Annotated in this window: 10 protein-coding genes; 3 read left to right on the forward strand and 7 right to left on the reverse strand. The window is 71.4% G+C overall.

All coding sequences use genetic code 11. The features are described from left to right. Positions 1 to 73 precede the first annotated feature (73 nt). Complete coding sequence (locus H9L41_RS16080; RefSeq protein ID WP_028444676.1) at positions 74 to 1,621, reverse strand: hypothetical protein; 1,548 nt, start codon at positions 1,619 to 1,621, stop codon at positions 74 to 76. A 637-nt stretch (positions 1,622 to 2,258) separates the two neighbouring features. Here H9L41_RS16080 and H9L41_RS16085 point away from each other — a divergent pair. After that, positions 2,259 to 2,885 (forward strand): tetratricopeptide repeat protein, encoded by a 627-nt coding sequence (locus H9L41_RS16085; RefSeq protein WP_051318670.1) that lies wholly within the window; start codon positions 2,259 to 2,261, stop codon positions 2,883 to 2,885. A gap of 307 nt (positions 2,886 to 3,192) precedes the next feature. On the opposite strand, the gene H9L41_RS16090 is transcribed toward H9L41_RS16085, so the two are convergent. From H9L41_RS16090 to H9L41_RS16105, 4 genes are all read right to left on the reverse strand, one after another. Further along, on the reverse strand, positions 3,193 to 4,812 hold the full coding sequence (locus H9L41_RS16090; protein ID WP_028444678.1) for a methyl-accepting chemotaxis protein: 1,620 nt from the start codon (positions 4,810 to 4,812) through the stop codon (positions 3,193 to 3,195). 465 nt (positions 4,813 to 5,277) lie between these two features. After that, the gene (locus H9L41_RS16095; RefSeq protein WP_028444679.1) at positions 5,278 to 6,732 is read right to left on the reverse strand and encodes a hypothetical protein; all 1,455 of its coding nucleotides are present in this window, start codon (positions 6,730 to 6,732) and stop codon (positions 5,278 to 5,280) included. Positions 6,733 to 6,773: 41 nt separating this feature from the next. Further along, entirely contained in the window at positions 6,774 to 7,574 is an 801-nt protein-coding gene (locus tag H9L41_RS16100) for a substrate-binding periplasmic protein (RefSeq protein WP_051318671.1), read from the reverse strand. Positions 7,575 to 7,576: 2 nt separating this feature from the next. After that, positions 7,577 to 8,431 carry an alpha/beta fold hydrolase gene (locus H9L41_RS16105; protein ID WP_034605888.1) on the reverse strand — a complete coding sequence of 285 codons (855 nt, stop codon included), beginning with the start codon at positions 8,429 to 8,431 and terminating at the stop codon, positions 7,577 to 7,579. Between the two features lie 167 nt (positions 8,432 to 8,598). Here H9L41_RS16105 and H9L41_RS16110 point away from each other — a divergent pair, with 167 nt between their 5' ends. Beyond that, positions 8,599 to 9,552, forward strand: coding sequence for a bifunctional helix-turn-helix transcriptional regulator/GNAT family N-acetyltransferase (locus H9L41_RS16110; protein WP_028444681.1), 954 nt, complete (start codon positions 8,599 to 8,601; stop codon positions 9,550 to 9,552). A gap of 13 nt (positions 9,553 to 9,565) precedes the next feature. Here H9L41_RS16110 and H9L41_RS16115 read toward each other — a convergent pair whose 3' ends face one another. Beyond that, positions 9,566 to 10,690 carry an NADH:flavin oxidoreductase/NADH oxidase gene (locus H9L41_RS16115; protein WP_051318672.1) on the reverse strand — a complete coding sequence of 375 codons (1,125 nt, stop codon included), beginning with the start codon at positions 10,688 to 10,690 and terminating at the stop codon, positions 9,566 to 9,568. Between the two features lie 199 nt (positions 10,691 to 10,889). Here H9L41_RS16115 and rarD point away from each other — a divergent pair, with 199 nt between their 5' ends. Further along, a complete protein-coding gene (gene rarD / locus H9L41_RS16120) occupies positions 10,890 to 11,774 on the forward strand; it encodes an EamA family transporter RarD (RefSeq protein ID WP_028444682.1) in 885 nt (294 codons plus the stop codon). 557 nt (positions 11,775 to 12,331) lie between these two features. Here rarD and H9L41_RS16125 read toward each other — a convergent pair. Next, complete coding sequence (locus H9L41_RS16125; RefSeq protein WP_034605889.1) at positions 12,332 to 13,183, reverse strand: transporter substrate-binding domain-containing protein; 852 nt, start codon at positions 13,181 to 13,183, stop codon at positions 12,332 to 12,334. Between the last annotated feature and the right edge of the window lie 45 nt (positions 13,184 to 13,228).

The following is a 13,228-nucleotide window of genomic DNA, read 5'->3' on the forward strand; positions in this document are numbered from 1 at the left end:
CAGCACGGATCAATGACAAACGCCCGGGTTTCCCCGGGCGCTGCACTAACCGTCGGCCAGGCATGTCAGCTCGTCAAGCGCTCTTAGGCTTGGCGTAGCACATGATGACGCGCCGCGTGGACGAGATGCCGCCCGCGCCGCGCGTGCCGTGCACCAGCGCCGGCGTGTAGCCGGTCGGGCACAGCATGGCGTCGGTGAGCGGGTTCTTCTTGTCGCCGTTGTCGCTGTAGAGCCCGCCGAACAGGTAGGGCACCGCGGCGCCGGCGGTGTGGCGCCGGTAGCAGTAGGACAGCGCGTGCTGGTTGTTCACCGTCTCCGCCGTGAAGCCGGCCGGGCAGCTGCTGCCGCCGGTGATCGAATTGACGATCGCGTAGGCGCCGTCGTTGTGGTCGGTCCGGCCGTACATGCCGCCGAACTCGGCCACCGGCTCGCCGTCGCCGGTCGGGCGGCCGCAGTAGAAGGCCTGCCAGTCGACGTTGTAGGTGCCCTTGAATTCATAGGCGGTGTAGCCGGCCGGGCAGCTGGTGGCGTTGGTGAGCGGGTTGTCGAAGCTGCGCTCGCCGATGCCGAACATGCCGCCGAAATCGAGCCGCAGCATGCGCGCCGTCTTGCCCGGTTCGTTCTTCAGCGCGTCCAGCGACTGCGCCCACTTGTCCAGCACCTCCTCGGTCGCCGGCCAGTCCTTGTCCGCCACCGGCGCCTGGGCCTTGCGCACGTTGTCGAAGTAGGGCTCGCGGTAGCCCTCGCAGCGGGCCAGCGCGATGCCCTCGTCGCCGTCGGCCTGGGAGCCGGGCTGGCGCTTCTGCACCGCGCTGTCGGTGTAGCCGGTCTCGTAGGTGGTGATCAGGTTCCACGGCAGGCCATGCACCCGCTTCTGCTTGACCGCGCAGTCGGAGATCATGCCCAGCCGCTGGTTCATGGTGCCCAGCCGCCGTTCGTTCATGGTCTTGCGCACGTGCGCGCCGGCGGTCTGCAGGTGGGCGATCAGCACGGCGCGGATCGCCGCGTCGTCGCTGGGCTTGAGCTTGCGCCGCAGCTCGAGCCGGTTGGCCTTGATCTGGGCCGCGGCGATGTAGAGCTGCAGGCCCGGCGCGATGTACTCGGCCATCCCCTGCGGACCGGTGCGGGCCAGCGTGGTATTGACGCCGTTGATGGTCGAATCGGCGCTGACGCGTGCTTCGAGCGTGGTCGGATCGGCACCGTTGCGCCATTCGGTCTCGTAGTCGTTGAGGCTGGTGGTGGCCGCGGTCAGCGCCGCGCTGTCGCCGTCGAGCACGCTGGCGATCAGCTCCTTGCGCACGTTGGCGCTGATGTCGGCCAGCAGCTTCTCGGTGTCGATGGTCTTGGACGGGAACAGCAGCTCCTTGGCCGCGCTGCCCAGCACCGACTTGAGCAGGCCGCCGGCCATGTCCTTGACCGCGTCGATGGCCGGGTTCTTCAGCGTCGGCCTGGCCGGGGCCGGCTTCTTCGCCTTCTTGTCCTTCTTCGCGACCTTGGCGGCGGCGACCGGCGCCGGCTGGTCGGGCTGCGCCGGCGGCGTCGCGGCCGATGCGGCGAGGCTGCCCGCGGCCAGCAGGGGCAGCAGCACGGCATGCAGCCTGGTTCGATTGTTTTTTTGCATCGATCGAGTCCTTTTCTCCATCGGGTCATTGCCATTGCCATTGGCATTTCCCGCCGTTTATCCATACGGTGGGTCAATACCGCTTTTTTGACATCGGCATGCAGCGTGGAGAAATTCGCCGTGCCGACATCGATTCGATCGATTGCGCCGCGCCGGTTTATCGCTTGCTCGATAAAAACCGGAATACGCCCGACTGATGTCCAGTCCATGCAATCAGCCGGCCATGCGCGGATTCAAGCCCGGCCGGAACGGCCGGGGCCAGCCTGCAGGCCGGCGCTGAGCAAGGTAGAGGGCGCCCGCGGACGCTGCCGATCCATTCCGCCTATTTATGGAATTCGCAAGCCGGGTTTAATCGGCCCGCTGTTCTATAGCCGGCCCGATCGGCTTATTCAAGCCGGGCAGGTTTCACCGAGGTATTAATACCCGGCCGATATTGTCGGAATGGAAAAACCGGGGCGATTGCCGCGCGAAAGGCATCGGTCGGCAATCGGGCGATCCAACCGTGATACCCGCGACCGCCGCGGACAAGCCGATGGCGGCGCGACCGCCGCGACGGGCTAGAGTGAAGTGAGCCGCCGTTCCGTAAGCGGTCGCGCCGCCGTGCGACCAAGCATCCATCCCCTTGCCGGAGCCTGCCATGACCCGATACGCCGTTCTTCCGCTGCTCGCGCTGGCGCTGCTCGGCCCCGCCTTGGCCGCCGGGCCGATCGACGCCGCCTATGCCGCCTACCAGCGCGGCGACCTCAGCGGCGCGCTGGCGCAGTACCGCAAGCTGGCCCAGCGCGGCGACGGCCTGGCCCAGTTCAACTACGCGATGATGCTCAAGCGCGGCGAAGGCCCCGGCGGCGGCGTGGACTGGTTCCCCTGGCTGCAGAAGGCGGCCGAGGCCGGCGTGATGAACGCGGCCTATGCGCTGGGCCTGGTCTACGAGAACGGCGACGGCGTGAACCGCTCGCAGCCGGACGCCACGCGCTGGTTCCGCGCCGCCGCCGAGAAGGGCCATACCCAGGCCCAGCTGAGCCTCGGCACCCAGTATTTCCTCGGCCGCGGCATCGAGCGGGACTACCGCGAGGCCGCCCGCTGGTACGAGGCGGCGGCCGAGGGCGGCGACATGGCGGCGCAATACCTGATCGCCTCGATGTACGAGCACGGCGACGGCGTCGAGGCCGACCGCGCCCGCGCGCTGAGCTGGTATGCGGCGGCGGCGCGCCAGGGCGACGAGACGGCCAAGCTCAAGGCCGAGGCGCTGGCGCGGGGGAAGTGAGCGGGATGGATATGCGTCGATGCGGCGGTCCGCGTCATCGTCACGCGAACGTAGGTCGGGCTTCAGCCCGGCAGCGACCTCGGTTCGCAGCGCTGTCGGACTGAAGTCCGACCTACGCGGCCAGGCCTTGTAGGAGCGGCTTCAGCCGCGAATCGGCGAGCGCCCGCAGAACCGGTGAGCGATCGCCGATGCGGCAGTAGAACGCTGAACCGGTTCGCGGCTGAAGCCGCTCCTACATCGCTCCTGCATCGCTCCTGCATGGCATCCCAGGTCGCCGGCGCCGCGCCGACGCGGCCCGGATCGCGCGTCAAGCCAGCCGGAAACTCGCCGCCGCCTCGTTCAGCTCGCGTGCCAGCGCATCGAGCTGCTGCACCGATTCGCGGGCCGCGGCGATTGAGGCGTCGGCCTCGTCGACCATCTGGGCGATGCGCTCGATATTGCCGGCGATGCTGGTGCTGGCCAGGCTCTGCTCGCGCATCGCCTCGGCCACCTCGCGCACCTGCCCCAGCGTGCCGTCGACGCTGTGCCGGATCTCGCGCAGCGCCGTCTCGGCGCGCTCGGTGCGCGCCACCCCGCCGTCGACCGAGCGGCCGACCTCGTCCATCTTGCCGGCCACCGAGTCGGTGTCCTGCTGCACCGCCTGGGTGGTGCGCACGATGTCCTGGGTGGCGACGCCGGTGCGCTCGGCCAGCTTGCGCACCTCGTCGGCCACCACCGCGAAGCCCCTGCCCTGCTCGCCGGCGCGCGCCGCCTCGATCGCGGCATTGAGCGCCAACAGGTTGGTCTGGTCGGCGATCTCCTTGATCACCGCGGCGATGCTGTCGATCTGGCGCGAGCTGTCGACCAGGCCGCGGATCAGGTTGGCCGCCGCGGTCACGTCCTCGGCGATGCGGCGGTTCTCGCCGACCACCTGGCCGGCCAGCTGCTCGCCCTCGGCCGCCAGCGCGGCCGAATTGCGCGAATTCTGCTCGGTGGCGTGCGCGCTGTGGTTGACGTGGTCGATGCTGACCGACATCTGCTCGACCGCGGCGGCGGTGGCCGAGGTGGCCTCGGCCGAGGCGTGCGCGCTGTGCGCGATCTGCTGCATCTGGCCGGTCAGCTCGGCCGAGGCGCGTACCAGGATCGCCGAGGCGGCGTTGAAGCGCTCGACCAGCTTGCGCAGCCCCTGCTGCATGCGCTGCATGGCGGCCAGCAGGCTGTCGCTGCCGCCCTCGACGCGGATCTCGCGGCTCAGGTCGCCGCCGGCGATGCGCGCCACGATCTCGGCCGCGTAGCCCGGCTCGCCGCCGAGCTGGCGCAGGATGCCGCGTCCCATCGACAGCGTGAGCCCGCCGACCACCAGCACCAGCACGCCGCCGATCAGCAGGAAGCTCAGCGCATAGCGCCAGAACAGCGTGTCGATGTCGTCGATGAAGAAGCCGATGCCGACGGTCCACTGCCACGGCTCGAACTTGAGCACGCCGTTGAGCTTGGGCAGCAGTACCTTGTCCTTGGACTTGGGCCGCTCGGTCTGGATCACCACCAGCGCCGGGTTGGACTGCTGCAGCGCCTCGGCGTAGACCGCGGTCGAATAGCGGCCGTCCGGCACCTTGGAGCCGAGATCGACCTTGCCGATCCGCTCGGTCTTCGGGTGGATCAGCATCACGTTGTCGCCGTTGCGGGCGAAGAAGTAGTTGTCCTCGCTGCGCAGCGCGCCGAGCGCCTGGGTGGCGCGCGCCTGCGCCTCCTCGCGGCTCAGCTTGCCGGCGGTCTCGAGCGCCTGGTACTGCTTGAGCATGCCCTCGGCCAGGCCCAGCAGCATGGTGATCTGGCCGCGGCGTTCCTCCATCATGGTCTGGCGCAGCTGCGCCAGGCCGAAACCGGCGATCAGCAGCAGCCCGAGCACCGCCGCCGCGATGATGATCCATACCCTTTGCCTCAACAGCATGTCCTTCCCCTCCCGGATTGATCCATGCGTACCCGGGTCGCGCGAGGTGCGGCGCCGGGCCTCATGGATTGAATAGGATATATCCGGGCCGAGGACAAACACGTTTCAGCCGATCGGCCTGCGCGGGCCATCGCAAAAGCAGCCAGGCAAGCCGAACGCGGACGTGCGCGATGCAGGAGCGGCTTCAGCCGCGAATGGCGGTTTCGTCCGCCGGCAGGCAGATCCACGATCCGCGGCTGAAGCCGCGCCTGCGCCGAGCCTCCGTTCGATGTTTCTCGCCGACACGCAATGAGCGCAACGGAACGTGCCGAAGCGCCACTGGCAGCGAGGCTCCCCCGCGGCAGCGGGACGGGAGGGGTCGATTGAAACAGGGGCCGAGCCTTCGTCCAGCACTCGTGGACCGCGAACGCCCGGGTCTCCCGGGCGCGCCCACCGCCGGTAACCCATGACGACCGGTTCAGCCCGTCACGGGCTCAGCCTACCCGGGTAGCACCACAGCGCGGGACCGAGCGCGACGGCCTCGCTCGGCACGAAGCGGTGGACCTTGCCGTCGCGCTCGAAGCTGCAGGCCTCGCCCGGCGCCAGCGCCGCCGCGCCGAGCAGCATGCCGGGCCGGTAGTCGTTGACCGGGCCCGGCGCGAGGTAGAGCGCCGGCAGCGACTCGTGGGCGATGATCAGCCGCACCGCGTCGGCCTCCTGCGCCAGCCAGCGCACGGTGACGAACAGGCCGCCGTCGGCCTCGCGCTCGGCCCGCGCCAGCCGGCCCGGCCACCAGCCGCGGCCCGGCAGATGCAGCGCCAGCAGGCCGCCGGCCAGCAGCGGGCCGGCGTCGGCCGGCAGCAGCAGCGCGGCGCCGGCGTCGTCGGCATCGACGATCCGGACCGGCCGCAGGAAGGGATCGTGGGCCGGCAGGCGACCGCCCTTCTGGCCGAGCAGGCCGCGGATGCGCAGGAAGTCGAAGGCCGCCACCGCGTCGTGGATGCGCGCCACCGCGCCATTGCGCGCACGGCCCGGGCCGTCGCGCCAGGCCGTCGCCAGCCGGATCAGCAGCTTGGCGGTCGTCGCCGGTTCGAGGAAACCTTCCGGCACCCGGCCGAAATCGTAGGCGGCGCTGGCTTCCTCGGCGGCGGCCGCCGCCTCCTCCAGCCCGTAGCACAGCGCCGGCGCGGCGCTGCTCGGCCCGCCCCAGCCGACCAGGCGGTGCGCCTCGGCCGCCTCGATGTCCATCACCAGCGGCGTGGCGCGGTGGAAATCGGCCGCCAGCCGCACCGCCGGCGCCAGCTGGCGGCAGCACCAGGCGACCGGCGCCACCTCGGCCGCCTCGACCACCGCCAGGCCGTCGTGCAGCAACAGCAGCGTGGCCAGCGAGCGGGCCGGTTCGCGGTCGGCCGCCAGCACCGTGGCCGGCAGGCCGCCGTGGCGGACCAGCGCGAGATAGAGGCTGGCCGCGCTTTCCCAGCCGACCTGGGCAGCCTGCGGATCGAGCAGCGCCCGTGCGGTCAGCGCCAGGCCCTGCCACAGGAAGTGGCCGGCGGCCTGCTCCTGCAGTTCGAGCAGCCGGCCGGCGCCCTTCTGCAGCGCCACCGATTCGCGCACCGCCTCGATATAGCCGGTGTTGGCCAGCTGGTCGGCCAGCAGCGCCAGCGCGCGGCCGATCAGCTCGCGCCGCACCGGGTTGTCGCCGCCGCTGGCCAGCTCGGCCAGGCCGCGCTCGGCCCACTCGCGCGCCACCGGGCCCAGCAGCGCCACCAGCCGGCGCGCGGCCGGCCCGCCGGGCGAGCTGGCCAGGCCTTCGCGCAGCACGCGGTTGAGCGCTTCGAGCGCGCCGCTCACCGGCTGGCCGGGCAGGCGCTCGATCACGCCGCGGGCGGCCTTGATCGGCGCATCGGCCTGAAACACGGGCAACAGTCGTTCGAACATGGCGGTATCGGTACGGGGCCGGCAGGCGTGCCCGGCGGCAGTCAGCAGCGCCTGGCCTTGCGGCAGGCCGCGGCGTGGGCGGATTCGTAACGGTCAAGGATAGCGCGGGTTTCGCCTGCGTCCACCATCGCCGCCAGCGCGGCGTCGAGTTCGGCCCGCCGCTCGAGCCAGGGCGAACCGAGGCCGAGCGCCATCCGGCGCATGACCGGATTGGGCCGCACCCACTCGGCCGGCCGCACCCGGCCGGCGAAGCGCGGGTCGCCGACGATGGCGGCCGCCACGTTGGCGCCGACCGGCACCACGTCGAGCCGGCCGGCGGCCAGCTTGCGGAAATTGGTCTCCACGTCGGGCGCCTCCTGCTTGTCCAGCCGCGCGTCGCCGTCGAATTCGTCGAAATAGCGCACGCCGCGCACCACGCCGATGCGGCGGCCGACCAGGTCGTCGTAGCCGCGCAGCGGCCGGCGGTCGCCGACGCGCTGGTAGAAATAGGTTGGAGAGGCGGCCGCGTAGGGTGGTTCCAGCAGCACAATCGACGCCACGCGCTCGGGCGTCATCGCCAGCCCCATGGTCACGTCGGCCGAGCCCTCCTGCAGCATGCGCAGGCAGCGCACCAGCGGGCATTCGACGATGTCGAGCCGTACCCGCAGCCGATCGGCCAGCCGCTGCAGGATCTCGACATGGGCGCCGCCGAAGCCGCCTGGCGTCACCTCCATATAGGGCGGCAAGGGGCGCAGCGCGAACACCAGCTTGTCCGGCCGGGCCGCGTCGGCAGCCGCCGCCGCCATGCTGCCGGCGGCCAGCCAGGCCAGCCAGGCCAGCAGGGCGGCGAGCGCGGGGCGCATGGTCAGGCCCGCAGGAATTCGGCCGCCACCGCGATCTGGTCGGGCTGCAGGAAGGTCGGCGCATGGCCGACGCCGTCGAAATCGACCCAGCGGGCGCGCGGGCCGCGCTCGCTCATGGCGCAGGCGGTCTCGGCACCGAGCAGGTCGGACTGCGCGCCGCGGGTCAGCAGCACCGGGCAGGCGATGCGGTCGTAGAAGGGCCACAGGTCGACGTCCTTGCCGTCGACGCCCTGGCGGAAGGGCACCGCGATGCCCGGGTCGTAGTTGAGCCGCCAGCCGCCGGCGCCGTCGGGCTTGAGCATCACCTCGGTCAGGAAGGCCCACTGCGCGTCGTCGTGGGGGCCGAACGGCGCCGAGACCGCGCGGATGTAGGCCTCGGCCGCCGCCCGCGTCGGCAGCGGCGGCGCCTTGCCGACGTATTCGCCGATGCGCGCCAGCGCGGCCGCCGACAGCAGCGGGCCGACGTCGTTGAGCACCAGCCGCTCGACCGGGGTGCCCGGCAGGGCAGCCAGCAGCATGCCGATCAGTCCGCCCATCGAGGTGCCGAGCCAGGCCACCCGCGGCACGTCGAGCCGGGCGATCAGCACCAGCATGTCCTGCACGTAGAGCGGCAGCTGGTAGCCCAGCGGATCGCGCAGCCAGTCGCTCTCGCCGCGGCCGACCACGTCGGGCGCCACCACCCGGAAGTCGCCCGCCAGCGCTTCGGCCAGCCGCTCGAAATCGCGTCCGTTACGGGTCAGGCCGTGGGCGCAGACCAGCACGCGCGGATTGGCCGGGTCGCCCCATTCGCGGTAATGCATGCGGTAGACGCCGCTGTCGCGGCCGACGAGCACGTGGGACTGGCGGGGAGCGGTCATGGCGGACTCCTGAGGAATGCTCCGTTATAGCCGGTCTCGCTGGCCGCAGCGATAGGGGACATCCTGATATGGTTGATTAGCGCAACCAAATGGTTGCAATATACAACCATTGCTTCCCCCGCTCGAACGCCGGTTCGAGCCCCCGCCACCGCTCAAGGAAAACCGCCATGCCCACGCCCGCCCCGGAACAGGTCGAACAGATCCGCCACGCCTCGCGCCGGCTGGTGCGCGAGCTCGGCTTCATGCACGACGAGCTGGCCGAATCGGGCCTGTCGGCCTCGCAGGTCCATGCCCTGATCGAACTCGACGGCGGCGAACCGCTGCCCGCCTCGGTGCTGGCCGAGCGGCTGATGCTCGACAAGTCCTCGATCAGCCGGCTGGTGACGCGGCTGGCCGAACTCGGCCTGATCGCCAGCGGCACCAGCGAGGCCGACGGCCGCCAGCGGCCGCTGAGCCTGACCGAGGCCGGCCACGGCCGGCTGGCGCGCATCCATGCCTTCGCCCGCCGCCGGGTCGAGGGCGCGCTGGCCAAGCTGGCCGAGCCGCAGCGGCAGGAGATCGAGCGCGGCCTGGCCGGCTACGCCGCGGCGCTGGCCGACGCCCGCGAGTCGGCGCCGGCCGCCGCGACCGAGCTGATCGACGGCTACCGGCCCGGCTGCCTGGGCCGGATCGTGGCGCTGCACATGCGCTACTACGCGCGCACCATCGGGCTGGGACGGGTGTTCGAGAGCCGGGTGGCGGCCGGGCTGGCCGAATTCCTGCCGCGGCTGGAGCGGCCGGGCAACCGGCTGTGGACGCTGTGGCAGGGCGGCCACCTGGCCGGCTCGCTGGCGATCGACGCCGAGGATCCGGACGGCGCCCACCTGCGCTGGTTCATCGTCGACGACGCGCTGCGCGGCCAGGGCTGGGGCCGCCGCCTGCTGGCCGAGGCGCTGGCGCACTGCGACCGCATCGGCTGCGCGCAGACCTGGCTCGATACCTTCGCCGGGCTCGACGCCGCCCGCCACCTGTACGAGGCGGCCGGCTTCGAGCTGACCGAAGCGCGGCCCGGCACGCAATGGGGGCTGGCGCTGACCGAACAGCGCTTCGTGCGGCCCAGGCCCGCCGCGGCGGGCCGCTGAGCAGGGCCCCGGCTCAGCCGCCCTGCCCCGCCTCGCCCAGCGCGTAGTCGGCGGTATCGCGCTGCAGGCTGCCGTGCGGCGCCGCGCGCAGGTATTGCGCCGGCCAGCCGGCCGCCACGCCGAGCTCGGCCGCCGCGTGCAGCGGCCAGTACGGATCGCGCAGCAGTTCGCGGCCCAGCAGCACCAAGTCGGCCCGGCCGCCGGCGACGATGGCCTCGGCCTGGCGCGCCTCGGTGATCAGCCCGACCGCGGCGGTGGCGATGCCGGCCTCGGCGCGCACCCGCTCGGCGAAGCCGACCTGGTAGCCCGGCGCCAGCGGGATGGCCGCCTGCGCGGCGCTGCCGCCCGAGGAGACGTCGACCAGGTCGACGCCGAGCGGCCCGAGCCTGCGCGCCAGCGCCACCGTCTCGTCCACGCTCCAGCCGCCGTCGACCCAGTCGGTGGCCGACAGCCGTACCAGCAGCGGCAGATGGGCCGGCCAGACGCCGCGCACCGCCTCCACCGTCTCCAGCAGCAGCCGGATGCGGTGGTCGAAGCTGCCGCCGTAGCCGTCGTTGCGGCGGTTGCTCAGCGGCGACAGGAACTGGTGCAGCAGGTAGCCGTGCGCCGCGTGCAGTTCGACCAGCTCGAAGCCGGCCGCCAGCGCGCGCCGGGCGGCGTCGGCGAAGGCCTGCGGGATGGCGGCCAGCGCGGCGCCGTCGAGCGCGGCCGGCTGCGGGTAGTGATCGGCGAAGGCGATGGCCGACGGCGCCACGACCGGCCAGCCGCCTTCGGCCGGCGGCACTTCGCCGCTGCCCGACCACGGCCGCCGGGTGCTGGCCTTGCGGCCGGCATGGGCCAGCTGGATGCCGGCCACCGCGCCCTGCGAGCGGATAAAGGCGGTGACGCGCGCCAGCGGCGCGACATGGGCGTCGGACCAGATGCCGAGGTCCTGCGGGCTGATGCGGCCTTCGGCCAGCACTGCCGAGGCCTCGAAGATCACCAGGCCGGCGCCGCCGACCGCACGACTGCCGAGGTGGACCAGGTGCCAGTCGTTGGCCAGGCCGTCGTGGGCGGCGTACTGGCACATCGGCGAGACGGCGATGCGGTTGGGCAGGGTGACGTCGCGCAGGGCGAGCGGCTGGAACAGGGCGGACATGGCTGGGATCGAGGGCAGGTGAAGGAGACGGTTGGAGCGTAGCGCGCCCGCCGAGTTGCCGGACGGCCGCGACGCCGGGCGCCCGACTGGCCGGGTCGCCGCGCCGATACAATCCATACCCGGCGGGCTGCGCTGTATCGTGCGGCGGCCGGGGCGATCGGCGATGATGCGGCCTCTTCCCTCGCTCCCCGGAATCCCCATGCGCACCGGCATCCTGTTCGCGTCCGCCGCCTATTTCATCTGGGGCCTGCTCCCGCTCTACCTGCGCGCGCTCAAGCACGTGCCGGCGATGGAGATCCTGCTGCACCGCATGATCTGGTCGCTGGTCTTCCTCGCCGTGATCCTGGCGGTGAAGAAGCACTGGGCCTGGCTCAAGCCGGCGCTGTCCGACCGCCGCGTGATGGGCCGCTTCCTGGCAAGCGCCGCGGTGCTGTCGGTCAACTGGTTCATCTATATCTGGGCGGTCAACGCCGGCCGGGTGGTCGACGCCAGCCTGGGCTACTTCATCAATCCGCTGGTCAACGTGATGTTCGGCTACGTGCTGCTGCACGAGCGGCTGCGGCCGGCGCAATGGGCCGCCATCAGCGTGGCCGCGCTCGGCGTGCTGTGGCTCACCGTGCAGGCCGGCCAGCTGCCGTGGATCGGCCTGTTGCTGGCGGCCAGCTTCGGCACCTACGGCTTCCTGCGCAAGACCGCGCCGCTCGGCGCGCTCGAGGGCCTGTCGATCGAGACCCTGCTGCTGACGCCGTTCGCGCTGGCCTGGCTGGGCTGGCTGACGTCCCAGGGCCAGAGCGCCTTCGTCAACGGCGACGCCCATACCCACTGGCTGCTGATCGCCGCCGGCCCGATCACCGCGATCCCGCTGCTGCTGTTCGCCGCCGGCGCGCGGCGCATCCCGATGACGCTGCTGGGCCTGCTGCAGTACATCGGCCCGACGCTGCAGATGGGCCTCGGCGTGTTCCTGTGGCACGAGCCGTTCAGCCAGGCCAAGCTGATCGGCTTCGCGCTGATCTGGTCGGCGCTGGTGCTGTATACGCTGGAGAATTTCTGGGTGGGGCGGCGGCAGCGGCTGGCGGCTGCTTAGGCGGCGGCCTGGATGGCCATGTCGGATGTCATCCCCGTCGATCGATCGGCGACACGCCTGGTAGGTCGGGCTTTATGCCCGACAGTGCTGCCGATCGAGGTCGCTGTCGGGCATAAAGCCCGACCTGCCAGGATTTCTCCGTAGGAGCGGCTTCAGCCGCGAATCGCCAAGTATCCGCCACCGGCCGGGCGCCCGCCTCGGCCATGCGCGGCTGAAGCCGCTCCTACAACTACCGCTCTATTTCCAAGCCGCTGTCGGGCATAAAGCCCGACCTGCCAGGATTTCTCCGTAGGAGCGGCTTCAGCCGCGAATCGCCGAGTATCCGCCACCGGCCGGGCGCCCGCCTCGGCCATTCGCGGCTGAAGCCGCTCCTACAACTACCGCTCTATTTCCAAGCCGCTGTCGGGCATAAAGCCCGACCTACAAGGATTTCTCCACAGGAACGGCTTCAGCCGCGAATCGCCGGGTATCCGCCACAGGCCGGGTGCCTGCCTCGGCCATGCGCGGCTGAAGCCGCTCCTGCAACTACCGTTCTATTCCTAGGTGGATCGTGCCGATCACTGCTCGCCCGGCCGGTACCACAGCTCGGCCCGGTTCAGCGGCGTGGCGGCCGGCAGCAGCGGGTTGCGCAGCTCGATCACCCGCCGGCCGGCCACGTCGAGTTCCTTCAGCGTGCCGCTGTAGGCCTGGCGGAACAGCGCCTGCAGGCTGCCCTTCTTCACCGCGCGCTCGAGCCCGGTCTGCAGCGCCTGCGCCAGTTCCGGCCGCTGGCGGCTGACGAAGAAATACATCGCGGTCGGATAGCGGATCAGCACCGAGGGCTCGATCGCCAGATCGAGGTCGCGGTGATTCGACCACTCGTCCTTCACCTCGATCAGCGAGCGCGGGAAATAGTCGAAGCGGTCGGCCGCCAGCATTCGGAACAGGCTTTCGTACTGGTCGGTGGTCGCCACCTTGAGGCCGTTGTCGCGCAGGATCGCGGTATCGGGCCAGTCGTGCATCTGGCCGGCCTCGAAGGCCTTGAGATCGGCCAGGCCGTGCACCGCGCCGAACAGGCCGATGCGCGCGCGCCGCACCAGGCCGACGCGCCAGCCGAGCAGGCCGCGGTCGAGCGGGATGCGCACCGGCAGCAGTTCACGCTCGCGCTCGACGCTGGTCATGGTCCAGACCAGGTCGACGATGCCCGAGTTGCGCCGCATCTCGTCGAGCGCGCGGCTCTGCACCATCACCATCTCGCTCGGCCGCGGCTGGTAGTCGGTGCCGCTCTCGCGGATGGCCAGGTCGAGCACCGCCTGCATATAGGCGTAATGCGGGTCGCCGGCCTGGGCCTGGTGGCGCAGGTAGATCAGCGGCCGCGCCGTGGCGGCCAGGCAGCAGGCCAAGAGGCACAGGGCCAAGCAATAGCGCATCGCAGTCTCCTCGGTCGGACTGCTTCACACTATAGCCGCACGCCT

Source organism: Chitinimonas koreensis (genome assembly GCF_014353015.1).
Lineage (GTDB): Bacteria > Pseudomonadota > Gammaproteobacteria > Burkholderiales > Chitinimonadaceae > Chitinimonas > Chitinimonas koreensis.